Raw genomic sequence first — 20,392 nt, 5'->3', positions numbered from 1 at the left:
GCGGCGTTCCTCCCAAGAACGGTTGTTTGAACCGATCTGAGCGCCGGCGCCCTTGGGTCAGTCCAGCGTCTTTTTCGGCTGGAGCTTCAGCCGCATGAACACCGTGCCGTCCGGGGTCGGCGCGTAGTAGGGGCCGATGCGCTCGAAGCCCATGGCGTCGTACAGCTTCATGGCGGTGGTCATGCTGGGCAGGGTGTCGAGCCGCAGTTCGTCATAACCGAGGTCTCGAGCCGTCCGGATCACCGCCTCGGCCATCGCCTTGCCCAGGCCCAGACCCCGAGCGGCCGGCAGCAGGAAGAGGCGCTTCATCTCGCAGCAGCCGTCGGGGGCGATGGGGCGCAGTCCCACGCAGCCCAGCGGCCGGCCCGCCGCGTCCCGGGCCAGCAGCAGCTCGCCCTTCGGCGGGGCGTACTTGCCGGGCAGGCCGGCCAGTTCGCCGCTGAAGTCCTGGTAGCCCAGGTCGACGGTCAGGGAGGCGACATAGTCCTCGAACAGCGCCACGACCGCCGCCAGGTCGTCGGGGGTGCGGACGGCGCGGATGGAGAAGGCGGCGGGCATCCCGTGAGGGAACAGAATCCCACGGCCGCCCGCAATGCCCTCCAAGGTCATGCTCTGTCGGTTGGAGACGGTTTCTACTTCCCGTCCGTCGTCAGCCTGAACACCATGGTGTTGCTGTACTTCTGGCCCGGATCCAGCCGCGCCGGCGCGAAGGCCGGCTTGTTGGGGGCGTCGGGGAAGTGCTGCGGCTCCAGGGCGATGCCGTCGCCCTGGCGATAGATCTTGCCGCTTTTGCCCACCATCGTGCCGTCGATGAAGTTGCCGGTGTAGAACTGGATGCCCGGCTGGTCGCTGAGGATTTCCAGCACGCGGCCGCTCTTGGGGTCGGCCAGCCGCGCGGCCAGGCGCGGGGCGCCGCCCGCCTTGCCGGTCAGCACCATGTTGTGGTCATAGCCGCGGCCGACGACGATCTGCGGGTCGCTGGCGTCGCGGATGCGCTCGCCCACCACGGTGGGCTTGCGGAAGTCGAACGGCGTGCCGGCCACCGGGGTGATCTCGCCGGTCGGGATCAGCTCGGCGTCGACCGGGGTGTAGCCGTCGGAGGCCAGGGTCAGGACGTTGCCCATCGCGCCCTCGGGCGAGCCCTCGCCGGCCACGTTGAACAGGGCGTGGTTGGTCAGGTTGACGATGGTCGGCTTGTCGGTCGTCGCGCCGTAGGTGATCGTCAGGTTGTTGGCCTCGTCCAGGGCGTAGGTCGCCGTGGCGGTGAGCGTGCCGGGATAGCCTTCCTCGCCGTCGGGGCTGACATGGGTGAAGGTGACCGAGGCGACCGGGCCGCGCTTGACGTCGGCGACTTTCCAGACCCGCTTGTCGAAGCCCTTGACCCCGCCGTGCAGGGCGGCGACGCCGTTGTTGTTCAGCGCCAGCTGGTAGGTCTTGCCGTCCAGGACGAAGCGGCCCTTGCCGATGCGGTTGGCGAAGCGGCCGACCGAGGCCCCGAAATAGCTGGCGTTCTTGACGTAGGACTCGGCGTCCTTGAAGCCCAGGGCGATGTCGGCCTTGGTCCCGTCGCGGCCGGGCGCGATCAGCGACTGCAGGGTGGCGCCGTAGGTGATCACCGTGGCGCTGACGCCCTTGCCATTGGTCAGGGTTATGGCCTCGACCTCGACGCCGTCGGGCGTCTTGCCGAACGGGGCCCGGGCGTAGTCGGCCGCGAAGGCTCCCGCCGGAAGGGCGATGGCGGTGGCGGCCAGAAGGGCGCCGGTCAGTTTGCGGCCTGAAGTCTTCATGAGGTTCCTCGTTCCAACGGTCGAAGCGGCTCTAGGGGCGGCTTGGCGTCCATATAGTCCGACAAATTGAGCCGGTGCAATCGAGCTTAGGCGGAAAGAAAGTCGCCGTTCCGGAGCGATCCGGAACGGCGCAGGCGGGGTCGACCTCAGGCAGGGAAAGGGGTTCAGACGGCCACGGGCCACCCGTCGGCGCTCCAGGCCAGGGGCTGGATGCGCAGGGTCGGGACGCCGCCCTTCTTGGCGTCGTAGGCGTGGTAGACGATGTAGTCGCGGCCCGCGTCGCGCAGCACGGCCACGTGGCCGGGACCCCTGAAGCGCTTGGTGGGATCCAGGTCGGCGTGCAGCACGATCAGGCCGCCGTCCTTCATCAGCATCGCCTTGCCGTTGCGGTCGACATAGGGCCCGGTCACCGCCTTCGCGCGGCCCACCACCGTGTAGTAGGTGCTGTCGGCGCCTCGGCAGCAGAAGTCGAACGAGGCGAACAGGTAGAACCAACCATCCCGCTCGATGATATACGGCGCCTCGATGGCGTCGGGATGGGGCCGGGCGGCGATGGCCGTCAGCGGGGCGCCGGGCCCATTCTTGTTGAGGGGGGGCTTGCCAGTCCCCGGGTCGATCTCGACCAGTTTCAGGCCCGACCAGAAGCTGCCGAAGCTCATCCACACGCGGCCGTCCGGGGTGGCGACGATGTTGGGGTCGATGGCGTTGAAATCGTCGCCGGGCTTGGACGCCAGCACCACGCCCTCGTCGCGCCAGCCGAAGGCCGGGTCGGACCGGTCCAGGGTCGCTGTGGTCTGCAGGGCGATGACCGAGCGGTTCTTCCCGAAGGTCGAGAGCGCGTAATAGAGGTGGTAGCGGCCGTCGATCAGGCTGATGTCCGGGGCCCAGGCGCCGCGCGTGCCGGGCACTTCCTTCCCAGCCCAGTCGGGCAGGACGGGCATGACGGCGCCGACCAGGGTCCAGGCGACCAGGTCCGGCGAGGTGCGCCAGTGGATCAAGCCGGGCTTCTGGTTGGCCTGGCTGGTGCAGAACAGGTGATAGGTCGCGCCCTGCTTGATGATGCAGGGGTCGTGAACGGGCGACAGGTCGCCGGTCATCCGATCGTTGAGGCTGGGCGTGGCGGCTTGAGCGGCCGTCGGAACGGCCGCGCTCAGGGCCCCGGCCAGGGCATGTCTGCGGGTCAGCATCACGAACTCCGACGCGAAGGCGAACGCGCCCGACTCCAGAGGAGTCGAGCGCGCGGGTCTTACATCTTCCAGCGGAAGCCGATCAGGACCTGACGGTCGTAGCGACGGGTGTCGCGCGGATACAGGTGCTTGTCGGTGAAGTAGTCCTTGAACTCGGTGTCGAGCAGATTGACGCCTTCCAGGGTCAGGGTCAGCTTGTCGCCGACCTTGTAGGACAGACTGCCGTCCATCTGGGCGGTGTCGTCGGCGATCAGGTCGAAGCCGCTGTTCTCGAAGTTCGGCGTGTCCAGGAAGTGTTGGCGCCAGTTGTAGGCCAGGCGACCGGACAGCGGACCTTTCTCGTAGAGCACCGCGACGTTGTAGGACCACTTCGACAGGCCTCGGAAGTCGGTCTTCACGCCGGTGACGCCGTTCTTCATCGACCCGTCCATCAGGGTGACGTTGGCCTGCAGGCCCAGGCCGCTGAACACGCCCGGCAGGAAATCGTAGAACTGCTGGTAGCCCAGTTCGAGCCCGTCCAGCTTGTCCTTACCGGAGTTGCTGGGGCGGGTCATGATGTAGGTGGTGCCGTTGATCACCTCGTTGGCCGAGGTGGTTTCCACATAGCCGTCGATGTTGCGGTGGAAGTAGGCCGCCGTCAGAAAGCCGTCGGCCGAGAAGTACCATTCCAGCGACGCGTCGAGGCTGTCGGAGGTCACCGGCTTGAGGTTCGGATTGCCCCCGGAGCCCGACAGGAACGTGGTGTTGGACGCCACGGTCGACAGCGAGACGCCCGGATTGAGCTGGGCGAAGTCGGGGCGGGTGACGGTGCGGCCCAGCGACAGGCGCGCCACCAGGTCCGGCCGCAGGTTGAACCTCAGGTTCGCGCTGGGCAGCAGGTCGACCGACGAGTTCTTCTTCTCGGTCGGCGTGTAGACCAGCACCGAGGTGGCGGTGTCGACATTGTTGCCGCCCAGGGTTTGTTCGGTGCGGACCAGGCGCAGGCCCACCACGCCGCTCCAGGGCACGCTGCCCATGTCGCCGCCGATCTTGGACTGGACGTAGCCGGCATAGGTCTTCTCGACGTCGGAGAAGAACATGCCCGGGTCGATCCGGCGCTTGCCGGTGACCGGATCGTTGCGCAGGGCGAAGACGGCGGCGCTGGTGGCGTTGCGGTCATAGAGCAACGCCGTCTGCGCCCGCACCTTGTCGGTGTTGTTCAGCAGGTACGAGGCGCTGGGCGTGTACCACTGGGTGGTGATGTAGTCGGGTCCGCCGTCGGCCATGGGCTCGGACAGGCCGTTCAGGCCCGCCAGGCTGCTGACCGGCGTGTGGGTGAAGGGATAGGCCGCGCCGCCGTAGGACTGGTTGGACTCGGCGCTGCGGTCGGCATAGCGGACGCCCGCGCTGATCTCGCGGATGAACTCGTCCGACGGCGCGGTGTAGACGACGTCGGCGCGCCAATCGACCGAGTTCCCGGTCTGCTTGCCGTAGTTGTCGAACCAGTTCTCGATATTGTAGGCGGCCGGGTTCTTGATGTCGTAGCCGCTGCTCAGATAGTTCAGCTGGGCGGTGCCGTCGTGGCTGGTGTCGACCTGCACGAGGGGCACGATCGTCGAGCTGTCGAGGATCGGGTTCTCGTACTTGAAGAACGAGTTGGTGACCGACAGATCGGTCGATGCCTTGAACGAGCCCCACTCCTTGTAGCCGCCGGCCGAGAACTGGTTGGTGTTGGAGTGCTGGTCGTTGGCCTGGGTCGACATGATCGTGAAGACGTTGTGGTTGGTCAGCGTCTTCAGCTGGTTGGTGCCCGGGAACACGGTGGCCGACAGGTTGCCGTCGCCCAGCCAGGGCAGGCCGACCAGGAAGTCCAGTTCGAACACGTTCTTGTAGTCGGTGCCGAAGCCCTCGAAGTAGAGCTCGCTGGTGTCGTCCGGCCGCCATTGCAGGGAGAAGTTGGCCGCCCTGCGCTTACGTTCGCCGGCGATCGGGATGTAACCCATCACGAACGGGCCGTTGATCGAGGTGATGCCGGGCGGCAGCGGGTGGGCCGGGCTGAACGAACCGGTGTGATCGTCGGAGCGCACGTTGAACGCGCGCTCTTCGTGGAAGTCGCGATCGACGAACGACACGCCGACTAGCGCGCCGAACTCGCCGACATTGGTGTCCCAGCGGTTCGAGGCGGTGGCCCCGAAGTCCGGGTTCCATTCCTTGGCCTTGTCCGAATAGGCGGCGTGGCCGAAGGCGTTGAACTGGGCGCCGGAGAAGTCGAACGGCCGGCGGGTGCGGATGTCGATCGCGCCGGCGATGCCGCCTTCGATCTGATCGGCCGCGGCGCTTTTATAGACGTCGACCCGTTGCAGCATGTTGGCCGGCACGTCGGCCAGGGCGATGTAGCGGCCGGTGGTGGTGAACACCTCGCGGCCGTTCAGCAAGGTCACCAGATTGGGCAGGCCGCGGATCAGCACCGAATTGGCCTCGCCGGAGTCGCGGCGGACCTGGATGCCGGTGACCCGCGCCAGGGCGTCGGCGACGTTGTTGTCGGGCAGCTTGCCCACGTCCTCGGCGACGATGGAGTCGACCACCAGGTCGTTGTTCTTCTTGATCTGCTGGGCGCTCTGGGCGGCCTGGCGCTGGCCGGTGACGACGATCTCGGCGACCGTCTCGTCGTCCTTGGTCGCGGCGGTCTGGGCCAGAGCCGGCGCGGCGGCCAGCAAGGTCATGGCCGAGGCGGCCGAAATCAGCAGGGCCCGGCGCGCGGCGCGCGCGGCGGATCGGATCGGCATGTTGACGCCGTTGGTCATGGATTTCCCTCCCAAGTCTCACCGTCTCCCCGTCTGCGCGGGAAGCTTCTCGATGGTGAGTTATCTTGTCTGACAAATAATCCATTCGCAAGGGTATTACTAATGTGGCCATGGAAATGTGAACGGCGTTCGTCCGCGCCTGCGGCGCGGCGCGCCTCGGCGGGCGCGGCGAGTGAGGTGATGTCCGTCGTAATAGATTGAATAAATTCAGTGAATTATGGGGCTTGCCGCCTACCGGCGCGCAACGCGGGATAGGCTCGTCCGCCGACGCGGGTCCAACGCCTGTCGGGCTCGAATCTTGGTCAGACAAATATGAGAGATTCGTATGACCACCCTTTGGGGTGGACGACGGGGACGGCGACGATCACGCGTCGCCGTCCCCTTTGTCGTCATCGTCGATGATCAGCCGCGCGCGAGGCTGACGACATTCCAGGACTGGCGCTTCAGCGTCGCGGTCAGGCGGCCGCTCTCCAGCCTGGCGGTCGGGTTGGCGACGGGCGAGACGGCGTCGGGCGCGGTCTTGGTGTTGGTCTTCTTCAGGTCCGCATCGTGCAACTGCGTCGAGGTCTGGATCACCAGGTTCTCGGCGACGCCGCGCAGATCGACCGACAGCGCCAGCTCGTCGGTGACGCTGCGATTCAGCGCGAACAGGGTCGTCGCGCCGGTCTGCGGATCGCGCACGATCGTGGCCAGCAGGTTGGGAACCTCGCCGTGGGCCTTGGTCGGAAACGTGCCGGTCTCGACCTTCAGCTTCAGCACCTCGCCGCGGCCGTGGCGCGTGCAGTCGGCGAACGGATGGAAGATGGTCTGGCGCCAGGCCGGACCGCCGGTCTCGGTCATGATCGGGCCGATCACGTTGACCAGCTGGGCCAGGCACCCGGCCTTCACCCGGTCGGCGTTGTTCATCATCACGATCAGGCAGCCGCCCACCACCAGGGCGTCCTCGTGATTGTAGACTTCCTCGATCAGCGGCGGCGCTTCGGGCCAGCCGGGCTTCTTCAGGTCGTCCGGGCCGCTGGCCTTGTACCAGACGTTCCACTCGTCCAGCGACAGCATGATCCGCTTCTTCGAACGCCGCTTGGCCGCCACGGCGTCGGCGATCGACGCGACCTCGCGGATGAAGTGGTCCAGGTCGTCGACGGTGGCCAGGAACTCATGGATGTCGTCGGCGTCGTTGCGGCAATAGTGGTGCAGCGAGATGTAGTCGACCTGGTCGAAGCACTGGTCCAGCACCTCGTATTCCCACTTGGCGTAGGTGGGCATGGCGCGTTGCGACGAGCCGCAGGCGGTCAGCTCGATGGTGGGATCGACCCACTTCATCACCTTGCCGGTCTCCTGGGCGATGCGGCCGTATTCGGCCGAGGTCTTGGCGCAGATCTGCCAGGGGCCGTCCATCTCGTTGCCGATGCACCAGAACTTGATCCCGTGCGGCTGCTCGTAGCCGTGCGCGCGACGCAGGTCCGAATAGTAGGTGCCGCCCGGGTGGTTGCAGTACTCTAGGAAGTGGCGGGCCTCGTCCGCGCCGCGTGTGCCGACATTGACCGCGAACATCGGCTCGAGGTCCGCCTTGCGGCACCAGGTGATGAACTCATTGGTCCCGAACTGGTTGGTCTCGGTCGAGTGCCAGGCCAGGTCCAGGCGGACCGGGCGGTCCTCCTTGGGACCGACGCCGTCCTCCCAGTTGTAGCCCGACAGGAAGTTGCCGCCCGGATAGCGGACGATGGTGACGCCCAGCTCGCGGGTCAGGTCCAGCACGTCCTGGCGGAAACCTTCGGGCGTGGCGGTGGGGTGGCCGGGCTCGTAGATGCCGCCATAGACGCAGCGGCCCATGTGCTCGACGAAGGTGCCGAAGATCCGGCGGTCCAGCGGGGCCACCACGAAGTCGGCGTCGGCGATGATCTTGGCGGTCAGCATGGAAAGCTCGCGGGTCTAGAGAAGGTGGAACAGCAGGTCGTTGACCCGACGCTCGGCGTCGGCGAGGGCGGTGTCGATCGGTTTGCGGCCGGTGATGGCGCTGGCCATCTCGTCGCCGATGATGTCCTGGATCGCGAACTGGCGCTGCACCCGCGGCGGCAGGGTCTGGCCGATGGTGGCCAGCGGGGCGATGGCCTGGCGGTGGGGCAGGGCCTTGAAGCGCGGGCTGTCGATCACCGCCTGCATCGACGGCAGGTGGCCGGTGCGCGACCAGTCGTAGTCGTGGTCGGCCAGGAACCTGACCAGCCGATAGACCGCGGCGCGCTGGGCCGGCGTTCGCGCGCGGTGCGGCACGACCCAGGCGTGGCCGTCGACATAGGCGGCGTCCTTGGTTCCGAAGATCCGGGGATAGGGGACGACCGCGTAGCCGTCGGCGAGCGGCCGGCCGGGCGTGTGCGATTCCGCCTCGAACGTGCCGATCATCCAGGTGCCGACCAGATAGACCCCGCCGTCGCCGTTCATGAAGCCGCTGGTGGCGGCCGGATAGTCCTGGTCGCGGGTCGACAGGTTCTCGTCGTGCAGGGTCTTGAACAGGGCGACGATCCGGTGGGCCTCCGGCGTCGTCAGCTTGATGTGCTTGGGATCGGTGAAGAACACCGCGTCCTGGGTCATCAGGTAGGTGTAGAGGTTGCGGGTGTAGCTGGCCGTCTCGTTGGCCATGGCCTGGACCAGATAGGGCTTGCCGGTGGCGGCCTTGAACTGGCGGGCCTGGGTCAGCAGTTCGTCGGCGCTGGTCGGCAGGATCGGCTGGCCGTCCTTGACCAGGCCCGCCCGGCGGAACTGGCCCATGTTGATGTGCCAGAGCGGCGCCCAGTTGTCGAAGGGCAGGCCCCAGACCTGGCCGTTCTTGGTCACCCCCTCGCGGGCGGCGCGGGTGAAGGCGGCGGGATCGACGCCGACGTTTTCCAGGCCCTGCCCCATCGGCTCGATCAGGCCGCGCGACTGGTAGTCCGAGATCGCCGACATGTGCATGGTCACCAGGTCGGGCGGATCGCCCGCCGCGAACTGGGCCGACAGCTGGTCGTAGCCGGGCCAGGCGGCGATGTTGACCTTCAGCCGGATGTCCGGGTTCTCGCGTTGGAACTGGTCCAGCAGGCCGGTGATGATCTCGCATTCGCCGTCGGGATTACGCGCTCCGGCTCCGGCCGAGCGGCATTCGCCGAAGATCCGCTGGACGGTGATCTGGGTGACGTCGTCGTGTTTCGCGCAGCCGAACAGCGACAGGGTCGCGACGGCCGCGAGGGCGAGGCGGGCCAAAGGGAAACGGGCAAGGGCGTTCATCGCACCGCCGCTCCCGACACCGCCCGCACGATGTACTTCTGGAAGAACACATACACGACCAGGATCGGCGCGCTGGCGAACACCGCCTGGGCCATCAGGAAGCCCAGCCCGCTGGTTTGGGCGAAGTTGATCTGCGAACTGGCCACGCCGACCGTCAGGGTGAACATCTCGCTGCGGGTCGCCGAGATCAGCGGCCACCAGTAGTCGTTCCACGACGACAGGAAGGTGAAGATCCCCAGGGTCGCCTGGGCGGGCAGGGTCAGGGGCAGCAGCACCTTCCAGAACACCTGCCGGCGGCTGGCGCCGTCCAGCATCGCGGCCTCGTCCAGCTCGACCGGTATGGCCTTGAAGTACTGGGTCATCAGGAACACCCCGAACGGCGCGGCCAGGCCGGGCAGGATCAGGCCGGGATAGGTGTTGTGCAGGTGCAGGGCGGAAAACAGCTGGTGGCGGGTGATGATCACCGACTGCTCGGGCACGGCCAGGCCGAACAGCACCAGGGCGAACAGCCACTTGCGGCCCGGGAACTCCAGCCGCGCGAAGCCGTAGCCGGCCAGGGACGACAGGGTCAGCACGCCGGCGGTGGTGCACAGCGAGACCAGCAGGCTGTTGCACAGCCAGCGGAACACCGCGGCCCGGGCCAGGATCGAGCCGTAGTTCTCCAGGGTGTAGGGCCCGCGAAACACCGAGGCGGTGTCGCGCAGCAGCTCGCCGTTCGACTTCAGCGACAGGCCCACGGTCCACAGCAAGGGCATGACCATGACCACGGCCGCCAGGGTCAGGGCGGCCCAGCCCAGGCGATTGATCCAGGGATTGCGCCCGGCGGCGCGGTCCAGCGCGCTCATCGGACCGCCTCCTTCTCACGCGTCGTCACGTACTGCAGCACCGTGGCGACCAGGATCAGGCCGAACAGGATCTCGGACGCGGCGGCCGCGTAGCCGATGTCCCAGCGCCGGAACCCGACCTCGTAGATGAACAGCACGATCGGCCGCGAGGCGCCGTTCGGGCCGCCCTGGGTCAAGAGCTGGGCCTGGCCGAACAGCTGGAACTGCAGCACGCACTGGATGATCACCACCAGCACCACGGTCCGCCGGATCGAGGGGAGGGTGATGCGGGTCAGGGCCTTCCAGGGGCCGGCCTTGTCGAGGGCGGCGGCTTCGTAGAGCTCGGCGGGAACCTGCTGCAGGGCGGCCAGGTACAGCATCATCGGAAGGCCCAGGCACCACCAGACCGTGGTCAGGGCGATGGCCGGCAGCACCAGGTCGGGATGGCTGAGCAGCGGGATCGGCGGCCTGCCGGCCGCGTGCAGGATGTTGGCGATCAGTCCGCCGTCGGGGATCAGCACCAGCCGCCAGATCAGGGTGACGATGGTCACCGACAGCACCGACGAGCTGAAGAACACGCCCCGGAAGAAGGCCGCCGCGCGGGTCGGGCGGTTCAGGGCGATGGCCAGGGCCAGGGCGATGATCGCCAGCGGCGGCACGGTCAGCAACACGAACCAGAAGGTGTTGCGCACCGCCTGCAGGAAGACGGTGTCGCGCAGCAGCCGGCCGAAGTTCTCGAGCCCGACGAACGCCTCGCCGCCGAACAGGTCGGCCTTGTGCAGGCTCAGCCACACCCCGGCCAGCAGCGGGTAGAGCAGCAGGGCCAGGTAGACGACCAGGTACGGTGTGACGAACAGGCCGTTGACCCAGCTGCTCTTGCGGGGCGAGGCGGCGGTCATGCGGCAGCCGGAGCGTAGTGGGCGCGGTCGTCGGCGTCGAACAGGTGCACGGCGCCGTCCAGGGCCAGGCCGACCGTGTCGCCCATGGCCGCGCGGCTGGTCCCGACATCCTCGGCGATGATCGCCGCGCCGTCGGCCAGGCGCAGATAGACCAGGGTGCGGTCGCCCAGGCGCTCGACGAACTCGACCTTGGCGTCGACCAGGCCGCCGCCCGGCGCGACGACCTTGACGGCCTCGGCGCGAAGGCCCAGGCGCCAGGCGGCGCTGACGGGCAGGGCGGCGAGGGGGACCTCGGTGTCGACGCTCGCGCCGCCCGGCAAGGCCGCTCGCGCCAGGCCGCCAGGACCCTCGCTCAGCGTCACGTCCAGGAAGCTCATCGGCGGCGAGCCGACGAAGGTGGCCACGAAGCGGTTGGCGGGGCGGGCGTAGATCTCCATCGGCGTGCCGACCTGCTGGATCTTGCGGTCGCTCATCACCACGATGCGGTCGGCCAGGGTCATGGCCTCGACCTGGTCGTGAGTGACCAGGATCATCGTCGCCTGGACCCGGCGGCGCAGCTGGGCCAGCTCCAGCCGGGTGCGCATGCGCAGGGCGGCGTCGAGGTTGGACAGCGGCTCGTCGAACAGGAACAGGTCCGGCTTCTTGACGATGGCCCGGCCGATGGCGACGCGCTGGCGCTGGCCGCCCGACAGCTGGCCCGGCTTGGACTGCAGGAAGCGCTCGATCTCCAGGATGCGGGCCGCCTCGGCCACGCGCGCCTCGATCTCGGCTTTCGGGACCTTCGCGTTGCGCAGGCCGAACGCCATGTTCTCGAAGATCGTCATGTGCGGGTAGAGGGCGTAGTGCTGGAACACCATCGCCACGCCCCGGTCGCCCGGCGCCAGGGCGTCGACCCGGCGCTCGCCGATATGGATCTCGCCCGTCTCGACGGTCTCCAGCCCGGCGATCATCCGCAGCAGGGTGGACTTGCCGCAGCCCGAGGGTCCGAGGAAGGCGATGAACTCGCCGGACGCGATGTCGAGGCAAATGTCGTCGAGCACGGCGACGGAACCGAAGTTCTTGCTCAGATGGTTAAGCCGCACACGCGCCACGGTCCACTCCCCAATCGGCTCGCTGCGCGTGACGGAAGGGTGGCGTGAAGCCGTCGTCTCCTCCCAATCACGGCGCCAGAGCGCTCTTGTTTCCGCCCGCCTTTGATTGGGGCTGGTTATTGTCTGAGTTATTTACTCAGACAAAAGCGGGATAACGATGATTTCACCGAGGCGCAAGGCGAAAAGTGGGATGCTGGAGGAATCAAAACGCCCTGCCGCGCGGTATGCACGGCAGGGCGTTGGTAATTGTCGGACTATAGGCCTGGGCGGTGAGGAAGCCTAAAGCACGCCGTCCACGGCTCGCCGCACGCCCAGCGGATTGTCCGCCTTCAGCGCGGGCGGTAGCAGGGCGTCGGGGATGTCCTGGTAGCAGACCGGCCGCAGGAAACGCTCGATCGCCCGCGTGCCCACCGAGGTGCCGCGCGGGTCGGAGGTGGCCGGGAACGGGCCGCCGTGGACCATGGCGTGCGAGACCTCGACCCCGGTCGGCCAGCCGTTGGCCAGGATGCGGCCGGCCTTGCGCTCCAGGATCGGCATCAGGGCGCGCGCGGCCTCGGCGTCGGCCGGGTCCATGTGCAGGGTGGCGGTGAGCTGGCCCTCCAGCCCCTCCAGCACGGCGGCCACCTGGACGACGTCCGAGAAGCGCACGATCAGCGACGACGAGCCGAACACCTCGTGGCTCAGTTCGGGGTCGCGAAGGAAGGTGTCGGCGTCGACCGCGAACAGCGCGCCGACCGCCTGGTTGACGCCGTCGCCGACGCAGCCGCGCGCCAGCAGTTCGACGCCCGCGCGGCCGGCCAGACGATCCACGCCCTGTTCGTAGGCGCCGAAGATGCCCGGGGTCAGCATGACGTGCGGCTGGGCGGCGCTCAGGGCGGCGACGGCGGCGGCCTCGAAGCGCTCGAGGTCGGGTCCGGCCAGGGCGAAGACCAGGCCGGGGTTGGTGCAGAACTGGCCCGCGCCCATCGTCAGCGAACCGACAAAGGCCGCGCCCAGCGCCTCGGCCCGGGCGGCCAGGGCGGCGGGCAGCAGCAGCACCGGATTGACGCTGCTCATCTCGGCGAAGACCGGGATCGGCTCGGGCCGACTGGCGGCGATCCGCATGAAGGCGGTGCCGCCGGCCCGCGAGCCGGTGAAGCCCACGGCCTTGATGCGCGGATCGGCGACCAGGCCGGCGCCCAGCGTGCGCTGTTGGCCGATCAGCATGGCGAAGACCCCGGCGGGCAGGCCCGCGGCCTTGACCGCCTTGGTGATCGCGCCGCCGACCATGGCGCCGGTGTTGGGGTGGGCCGAGTGACCCTTGACGATCACTGGGCAGCCGGCCGCCAGGGCCGAGGCGGTGTCGCCGCCCGCCGTCGAGAAGGCCAGGGGGAAGTTGCTGGCTCCGAACACCGCCACCGGGCCCAGCGGGATGAAGCGCTGGCGCAGGTCGGCGCGGGGCAGGGGCGTGCGCTCGGGCATGGCCGGATCGATCCGCGCGCCGATCCAGTCCCCGCGCCGCACGACCTGGGCGAACAGCCGAAGCTGACCGCAGGTGCGGCCGCGCTCGCCGGTGATGCGGGCCTGGGGCAGGCCGGTCTCGGCCATGGCGGTCTGGATCAGCTCGTCGCCCAGGGCCTCGATCTCGGCGGCGATCGCCTCGAGGAAGGCGGCGCGGGTTTCCAGATCGGTCTCGCGATAGGTGTCGAAGGCGGCGGCCGCGGCGGCGCAAGTCGCTTCGATCTGCTCGGCGCTGGGTTCCGGGAAGCTGGGGCCGAAGTGTTCGTTGGTGGCGGGGTTTAGGGCCCGTAGCGCGGCTTCGGCCATGGCGGTCTTTCTCTATTCGATGAACGCCGGAGCGACGATCCGTCGGCCCAGCAGGAAGGCGTCGGCGACGTGACGCAGCGGGCTGACGTCGACATCGCTGGTTCTGTCGGCCGCCAGGCGCGCGAAGGCGTCGTAGAGGCCGGCATATTCGGCGTCCGGCCCCTCGCGAAGCAGCACGTCGTTGATCCACAACTTGGCGCCGCCGTGCGACAGCTTCAACACGTTGTTACCGGTATCTTCGTCCTCGGTCTCGACAGCGATGTCCCAGCTTTGCGGACCGGTCTGCAGGAAATCGAACTCGGCGCGGATCGGCGCGCCGGCGGCGTCGACGAAATCCAGCTCGGCCTGGATCGGCGACTGGCGGTTCTCGGGCACGTGCAGCGCCGCGCCGGTCAGGAAGAACGGCCGGGGCAGGATGGCCGTGGCGATCGACAGGGCGTTGATGCCCGGGTCGAAGACGCCCAGGCCGCCGGCCTCCCAGATCCAGGTCTGGCCCGGATGCCAGACGCGGACATCCTCGCGCCAGTCGATGCGCACGGACTTGACGGCCTTGTCGGCCAGCCATTCGCGCGCCGGCGCCACGCCCTGGGCGTAGCGCGAGTGCCAGGTGGTCTGCAGGGTCAGGCCGCGCTCGGCGGCGGTCAGCCGCAGGTCCTCGACCTCGCTCAGCGTCGCGCCGGGCGGCTTTTCCAGCATCACGTGCTTGCCGGCCGCCAGGGCCAGGTGGGCCAGGGCGTGGCGCGGCTGGGGCGGGGTGCACAGAGACACCGCGTCGACCGCCACGTCGCTGGCCAGGAGTTCGGCCAGGGTCGTGAAGTGGGCGACGCCGTCGAGGTCGGCGTTGCGGCTGACGATGGCGACCAGCTCGAAGCGGTCGTCGGCGGCGATGGCGGGCAAGTGTTGGTCGCGGGCGATCTTGCCCAGGCCGACGAGAGCCAGGCGGATCTTGCTCATAGGCTGCGCACCGTCACCGGCTTGTCCCCAATTCCCTTTGGCGCCTGGGCCAAGGGATTGCTGACGGGGTAGAGGAACGGCGCGGCGCCGATCTCGAACACGTCGCCGACCTGGGTCTGGAAGCCTTCCGAGAACGACAGGGTGGCCGTGCCGAAGAAGTGCACGTGGATGTCGCCCGGCTTGCGGAACAGGTCGTACTTGAAGTGGTGGTGCTCGAGGTTGGCGATGGTGTGGGACATGTTGGCCTCGCCCGACAGGAAGGGCTTTTCCCAGACCACCTGGCCGCCTCGCAGGATCTTGCTGGCGCCGCGCACGTCGGCCGGCAGCTCGCCGGTCAGCAGCTCGGGGCCCAGGGCCGCCTGACGCAGCTTGGAGTGGGCCAGCCACAGATAGTTGCCGCGCTCGATGACGTGGTCCGAGAACTCGTTGGCCAGGCAGAAGCCCAGGCGGTAGGGCGATCCGTCCGGACCGATGATGTAGACGCCGGCGATCTCGGGCTCCTCGCCGCCGTCCTGGGCGAAGGCGGGCGAGGTCAGGGGCGCGCCGTGACCGACCACGTGCGAGCCGTCGCCCTTGTAGAACCATTCCGGCTGGGCCCCGACCGCGCCGGCGGCGGGCCTGCCGCCCTCGACGCCCATCAGGAACATCCGCATGGAGTCGGTGAGCTGCTCGCCCGCCTGCGCGGCCTTGTGCATCTTGTCGCGACCCTCGGCCGAGCCCAGGTGCGTCAGGCCGGTGCCGGTCAGGATCAGGTGGGCGGGATCGGGATGGTCGATCGGGGCCAGCACCCGGCCCTGCGCCAGGGCGGCGGGGATGTCGATCTCGGCGGCGAGCGGGTGGGCCTGGGCGGCCTCGGCCAGGGTGGCCCCGGCCGCCAGCGCCGCCTGGGCCAGGGCCAGCAGGGTGTCGGCCACCTCGACCCTGCGGGCCAGGCCCGCGTCGTTGACCGCCGCGAGGAGTCGCGTCCCGCCCTGTTCCTTCAGTTGCACGAAGCGCAGCACCATGGCCGTCCCTACCTCCCAGCGGATTTTGGCTATTTAGTCAGACAAATAGCGAACTGCGGTGCGGTGTCAAACCCGGATCGACGGGCCGCGAGCGGGTGTCCGGGCGCGGCCGGGCGCTGTGGAAACACGAGAACCGGCGCAAACCCGCGCGGCGTCGGCGTTTGGCAATCATCATACTTTTCAGCGCGCAAATCGACGTTTCGTCTTCGGCGCCGGCGCTGCGAAATCCCTTGTCGGCGCACAAACTGTCTCGCTAGTGTCGCGCGGCGTCGAGATCGGCGGACGGACGGAGCTTTCGTCCACGACTGGACAGGGAGGCGAAGCGCGCGTGCGGAAGAAGAAGGACAAGGCCGGGGACGGCGATTTCGCGCGGGACAGCCTGGCGGCCACCAGCCGGATTCACGGATCGATCGCCCGCAACCTGGGCGTGGCCATCGTCTCGGGCCAGTACCAGCCGGGCGACATCCTCAACAACGAGATCGATTCCAGCGAGCAACTGCAGGTCTCGCGCAGCGCCTATCGCGAGGCCATCCGGATCCTGGCCGCCAAGGGGCTGGTCGAGAGCCGGCCGAAGACCGGCACCCGGGTCACCGAGCGCAATCGCTGGAGCCTGCTGGACCCCGAGGTCCTGGCCTGGTTCTTCGAATCCGAGCCCAGCGAGGAGTTCCTCAAGGGCCTGTACGAACTGCGGATGATCGTCGAGCCGGCCGCCGCGGCCCTGGCCGCCGAACGCCGCGACGACGGCCAGCTGGAGCGCATGCGCAAGGCGCTGATCCAGATGGAGAGCCAGACCCTGGCCACCGAGGCCGGCCAGGCCGCCGACCGCGACTTCCACGACACCGTGCTGGAGGCCACCGCCAACGCGCCGCTGTTCACGCTCAGCAGCAGCATCGGCGCGGCCGTGCGCTGGACCACGATCTTCAAGCAGCGCAAGCGCGAGCTGCCGCGCGACCCCATGCCCGACCACTGGAAGGTGTTCGACGCCATCGCCGCCGGAAGGCCGGATCAGGCGCGGCAGGCGATGGAACGGCTGGTGGGCTTGGCGCTGGAAGACACCCGCGCGGCGATCGACCCGAGGGACTGAACGCGGTGCGTCCTTCGAGGCTCGGCTGCGCCTCGCACTCAGGATGAGGAAATCAGCAAGATGTCCCTCATCCTGAGGCGCCCGTGCTAGCGGGCCTCGAACGACGCACGACGGTTCAGCAGCTAAGCATCATCCCAGCCGATAGAGTCCCGCGCCGTGCGCAGGCAGCGTCCTTTCCAGTCGCCTCTCGGCCGTCCCGTCGGCCTTGCGCGCCCACAAGTCCCGCACCGCCGCGCGGCCCGTCAGTCCCAGCTTCCCAAGGTCCGCGCCCACCACCATCTCCTGGTCGGCGGTGTTGAACAGCGCCACATAGCGCGCCTTCGAGCCCGGAACCTCGGCCGCCCAGACGACGCTTCCGCCGGCATTGATCACCGGCTTGTTCCCCGTGCTGTGCTGGTTCACCGCCAGCACCTCGTCATTGGTCAGCAGGGCGGTCGTCGCCGGATCCAGCTTCCGCAGGTCCCCGCCCATGATCAGCGGCGAGCGGGCGATCACCCACAGGGTCATCATGGTGCGCTGCTCGTCGGGCGTGAACCGCGTCGTGCGCTTGCCCAGGTCAAGAACTCCGAGCGGCAGCATGTCGGCGTCGGGCCAGCAGCCAGGGATGCGGTGGGGGTTCCAGCGCTCCAGCCGTCCGAACTGCTCCAGCAGCAGCGGCCACTGGTCCCAGAAGTCGTCGCTGATCCGCCAGAGATTGGCGTTGCGCCGCACGTGGTCGGCGGCGTCCAGCGGCGTCTCGCCGGGCGACAGGCTCAGCACCATCGGCCGGCCGCAGGCGTCGATGGCCTTGCGCACCGCTTCGATCTCGGGCGCGTGGTCGTGATAGGGCCGGCTCATGTCGTCGACCTTGACGTAGTCGACGCCCCAGGCGGCCAGCAGCTTGAACACGCTGTCGTAATAGGCCTGGGCGCCGGGCCGCTTCATGTCGACGCCGTACATGTCGGGGTTCCAGGGGCAGAGGCTGCCCCGGTCGGCGATGTCGCCGCAGCGGACGTTCGTCCCCAGCACCGGCAGGTTGCGGTCGGCCGCCTGGCGGGGCACGCCGCGCATCAGGTGGATGCCGAACTTCAGGCCCAGGGCGTGCAGCCGATCGCCCAGCGGCTTGAACCCCGCGCCGTCCGCCGAGGACGGGAAGCGATTGATCGCCGGCAGCAGGCGGCCCCAGGGGTCAAGCTCGAGATGAGCGTCCTTGCGATAGTCGAAGCCGGTCGCGCCCGGCTCGTACCACTGGATGTCGACCGTGAAGACGTCGTAGCCGTGCGGCAGCAGCACCTTGGCCATGACCTTGGCGTTGTCGATCGCCTGGTCCTCGGTCAGGGTGGTGGCGAAGCTGTCCCAGCTGTTCCAGCCCATCGGCGGGGTCGGCGCCAGGCGGCGAAAGGCGAGGGAATCGGTCGTCCCGTCGGCGGTCATGGCGGCGCCCGGAATCCACGGCGCGGCGACGCATGCGGCCAGAACGCCCCGGCGAAGGGCGCGGAATTCCGCCGTTCCGAGCGGCTTTTTCGAGTCCATCAGCGCCTCCCGCGCGACCTATCGTCCGACAACTAAAGGCGAATGATTTTCTTTTGCGTTCAATTGGAAAACACGGCTTGCCGGGCTTGTCGAGCGATGCGGCTCTCACATTGACGCCGCCTCTTGAGCGGTATAGTCAGACAAATAAACAGGGGCGAAGCCAACGGGATGTCGATCGCTCCGCCTAGATGGCGGACAATGCTCATCATCTCCCGCTGGGCCCTCCTGCCGCCGCCGACCCAAGGCCCCCCTTGTCCATCAGGGGCCGCCTATCAAGGACGATCATGAGCTCTGCCGCCGTTCCGCCCCGCGCCCTTCGTTCGCGCGCCTGGTTCGACAATCCGGACAACGCGGACATGACGGCGCTCTATCTGGNGACGATCATGAGCTCTGCCGCCGTTCCGCCCCGCGCCCTTCGTTCGCGCGCCTGGTTCGACAATCCGGACAACGCGGACATGACGGCGCTCTATCTGGAGCGATATCTGAACTTCGGCCTGTCGTTGGACGAACTGCAGTCGGGCAAGCCGATCATYGGCATCGCCCAGACCGGCAGCGACCTGTCGCCGTGCAACCGCCACCACCTGGTCCTGGCCGAGCGGGTGCGCGAAGGCATCCGCACGGCCGGCGGCATCGCCCTGGAGTTCCCGGTCCATCCGATCCAGGARACCGGCAAGCGCCCGACCGCGGGGCTGGACCGCAACCTGTCGTAYCTGGGCCTGGTGGAGATCCTGTACGGCTATCCGATCGACGGGGTGGTGCTGACCATCGGCTGCGACAAGACCACCCCGGCCTGCCTGATGGCCGCCGCSACCGTCAACATCCCGGCCATCGCCCTGTCGGTCGGCCCGATGCTGAACGGCTGGCACAAGGGCGAGCGCACGGGCTCGGGCACCATCGTCTGGAAGGCCCGCGAGATGCTGGCGGCCGGCGAGATCGACCGGGCCGGCTTCATCAAGCTGGTGGCCAGCTCGGCCCCCTCGACCGGCTAYTGCAACACCATGGGCACGGCCACGACCATGAACTCGCTGACCGAGGCGCTGGGCATGTCGCTGACCGGCTCGGCGGCCATTCCAGCCCCGTATCGCGACCGGCAACAGAACGCCTACGAGACCGGCCTGCGGATCGTCGAGCTGACCCTGCAGGACATCAAGCCGTCCGACATCCTGACCCGCGACGCCTTCCTCAACGCCGTCGTCGTCAATTCGGCGATCGGCGGCTCGACCAACGCCCCCATCCACCTGAACGGCCTGGCCCGCCACATGGGCGTGGAGCTSTCSGTCGACGACTGGCAGACCTATGGCGAGCAGGTGCCGCTGCTGGTCAACCTGCAGCCGGCCGGGGACTATCTGGGCGAGGACTACTACCGGGCCGGCGGCGTGCCGGCCGTGGTCAACCAGCTGATGGGCCAGGGGCTGATCCGCGAGGACGCCCTGACCGTGTCGGGCCAGACGATCGGCCAGGCCTGCCGCGGCGCGRCGATCGAGGACGAGGCGGTGATCCGCCCCTTCGACAAGCCGCTGGTCCAGCGCGCCGGCTTCGTGGTCATGCGCGGCAACCTGTTCAACTCGGCGATCATGAAGACCAGCGTGATCACCGCCGAATTCCGCGACCGCTACCTGTCCGACCCCGACGACCCCGACGCCTTCGAGGGCGAGGCSGTGGTGTTCGACGGYCCCGAGGACTACCACCGCCGSATCGACGATCCGTCGGTGGGCATMACCGAGCGCAGCGTGCTGTTCATGCGCGGGGCCGGGCCGATCGGCTATCCGGGCGCGGCCGAGGTGGTCAACATGCGGGCCCCCGACTACCTGATCAAGCGCGGGATCCACCAGCTGCCGTGCCTGGGCGACGGGCGCCAGTCGGGCACCTCCGGCTCGCCCTCGATCCTCAACGCCTCGCCCGAGGCGGCGGCCGGCGGCGGCCTGGCCCTGCTCAAGAGCGGCGACCGCGTGCGGGTCGACCTGCGCAAGTCGCGGGTCGACGTGCTGGTCACCCCCGAGGAGATCGTCGAACGGCGCAAGGCGCTGGAGGCGGCCGGCGGCTACGCCTATCCGCAAAGCCAGACGCCCTGGCAGGAGATCCAGCGGGCCATCATCGGCCAGATGGACACCGGGGCGGTGCTGGAGCCGGCGGTCAAGTACCAGCGCATCGCCCAGACCAAGGGCCTGCCCCGGGATAACCATTAGNGCCATCATCGGCCAGATGG

General features: G+C 68.5%; 15 protein-coding genes. 2 read left to right on the top strand and 13 right to left on the bottom strand.

Annotated elements, in window-relative coordinates; all coding sequences use genetic code 11:
- Nucleotides 1-57 precede the first annotated feature (57 nt).
- From ASD21_RS06705 to araD1, 12 genes are all read right to left on the bottom strand, one after another.
- Nucleotides 58-558 carry a GNAT family N-acetyltransferase gene (locus ASD21_RS06705; RefSeq protein WP_056438537.1) on the bottom strand — a complete coding sequence of 167 codons (501 nt, stop codon included), beginning with the start codon at nt 556-558 and terminating at the stop codon, nt 58-60.
- Between the two features lie 74 nt (nt 559-632).
- The gene (locus ASD21_RS06700) at nt 633-1,787 is read right to left on the bottom strand and encodes an aldose epimerase family protein (RefSeq protein ID WP_056438534.1); all 1,155 of its coding nucleotides are present in this window, start codon (nt 1,785-1,787) and stop codon (nt 633-635) included.
- A gap of 164 nt (nt 1,788-1,951) precedes the next feature.
- A complete protein-coding gene (locus ASD21_RS06695; protein ID WP_056438525.1) occupies nt 1,952-2,974 on the bottom strand; it encodes an arabinan endo-1,5-alpha-L-arabinosidase in 1,023 nt (340 codons plus the stop codon).
- Between the two features lie 59 nt (nt 2,975-3,033).
- On the bottom strand, nt 3,034-5,757 hold the full coding sequence (locus ASD21_RS06690) for a TonB-dependent receptor (protein ID WP_056438523.1): 2,724 nt from the start codon (nt 5,755-5,757) through the stop codon (nt 3,034-3,036).
- Nucleotides 5,758-6,159: 402 nt separating this feature from the next.
- Nucleotides 6,160-7,671: an arabinosylfuranosidase ArfA gene (gene arfA, locus ASD21_RS06685; RefSeq protein WP_056438520.1), complete on the bottom strand. Its 1,512-nt coding sequence runs from the start codon at nt 7,669-7,671 to the stop codon at nt 6,160-6,162.
- Between the two features lie 15 nt (nt 7,672-7,686).
- Nucleotides 7,687-9,012: an extracellular solute-binding protein gene (locus ASD21_RS06680; RefSeq protein ID WP_056438517.1), complete on the bottom strand. Its 1,326-nt coding sequence runs from the start codon at nt 9,010-9,012 to the stop codon at nt 7,687-7,689.
- Nucleotides 9,009-9,857: a carbohydrate ABC transporter permease gene (locus tag ASD21_RS06675; protein WP_056438514.1), complete on the bottom strand. Its 849-nt coding sequence runs from the start codon at nt 9,855-9,857 to the stop codon at nt 9,009-9,011. Before ASD21_RS06675 ends, ASD21_RS06680 begins: the two co-directional genes overlap by 4 nt.
- Complete coding sequence (locus ASD21_RS06670; protein WP_056438511.1) at nt 9,854-10,735, bottom strand: carbohydrate ABC transporter permease; 882 nt, start codon at nt 10,733-10,735, stop codon at nt 9,854-9,856. Before ASD21_RS06670 ends, ASD21_RS06675 begins: the two co-directional genes overlap by 4 nt.
- Nucleotides 10,732-11,817: an ABC transporter ATP-binding protein gene (locus ASD21_RS06665; protein WP_235524851.1), complete on the bottom strand. Its 1,086-nt coding sequence runs from the start codon at nt 11,815-11,817 to the stop codon at nt 10,732-10,734. The genes ASD21_RS06670 and ASD21_RS06665 overlap by 4 nt, the downstream gene beginning before the upstream one ends.
- A gap of 288 nt (nt 11,818-12,105) precedes the next feature.
- Nucleotides 12,106-13,632: an aldehyde dehydrogenase (NADP(+)) gene (locus ASD21_RS06660; RefSeq protein WP_056438504.1), complete on the bottom strand. Its 1,527-nt coding sequence runs from the start codon at nt 13,630-13,632 to the stop codon at nt 12,106-12,108.
- Nucleotides 13,633-13,644: 12 nt separating this feature from the next.
- The gene (locus ASD21_RS06655; RefSeq protein WP_056438500.1) at nt 13,645-14,586 is read right to left on the bottom strand and encodes a Gfo/Idh/MocA family protein; all 942 of its coding nucleotides are present in this window, start codon (nt 14,584-14,586) and stop codon (nt 13,645-13,647) included.
- Complete coding sequence (gene araD1, locus ASD21_RS06650) at nt 14,583-15,590, bottom strand: AraD1 family protein (RefSeq protein ID WP_056438497.1); 1,008 nt, start codon at nt 15,588-15,590, stop codon at nt 14,583-14,585. Before araD1 ends, ASD21_RS06655 begins: the two co-directional genes overlap by 4 nt.
- A 379-nt stretch (nt 15,591-15,969) precedes the next feature.
- Here araD1 and ASD21_RS06645 point away from each other — a divergent pair, with 379 nt between their 5' ends.
- A complete protein-coding gene (locus ASD21_RS06645; RefSeq protein ID WP_442856951.1) occupies nt 15,970-16,674 on the top strand; it encodes a FadR/GntR family transcriptional regulator in 705 nt (234 codons plus the stop codon).
- A 129-nt stretch (nt 16,675-16,803) separates the two neighbouring features.
- Here ASD21_RS06645 and ASD21_RS06640 read toward each other — a convergent pair whose 3' ends face one another.
- Complete coding sequence (locus ASD21_RS06640) at nt 16,804-18,186, bottom strand: glycoside hydrolase family 27 protein (RefSeq protein WP_056438494.1); 1,383 nt, start codon at nt 18,184-18,186, stop codon at nt 16,804-16,806.
- Between the two features lie 383 nt (nt 18,187-18,569).
- Between ASD21_RS06640 and ASD21_RS06635 the strand changes: the two genes are divergently transcribed.
- Nucleotides 18,570-20,372: an IlvD/Edd family dehydratase gene (locus ASD21_RS06635; RefSeq protein ID WP_056438624.1), complete on the top strand. Its 1,803-nt coding sequence runs from the start codon at nt 18,570-18,572 to the stop codon at nt 20,370-20,372.
- The last annotated feature ends 20 nt before the right edge of the window (nt 20,373-20,392 follow it).

Source organism: Caulobacter sp. Root1455 (genome assembly GCF_001426905.1).
Taxonomy (GTDB): domain Bacteria; phylum Pseudomonadota; class Alphaproteobacteria; order Caulobacterales; family Caulobacteraceae; genus Caulobacter.
This window is presented reverse-complemented; position numbering and strand designations above follow the sequence as displayed.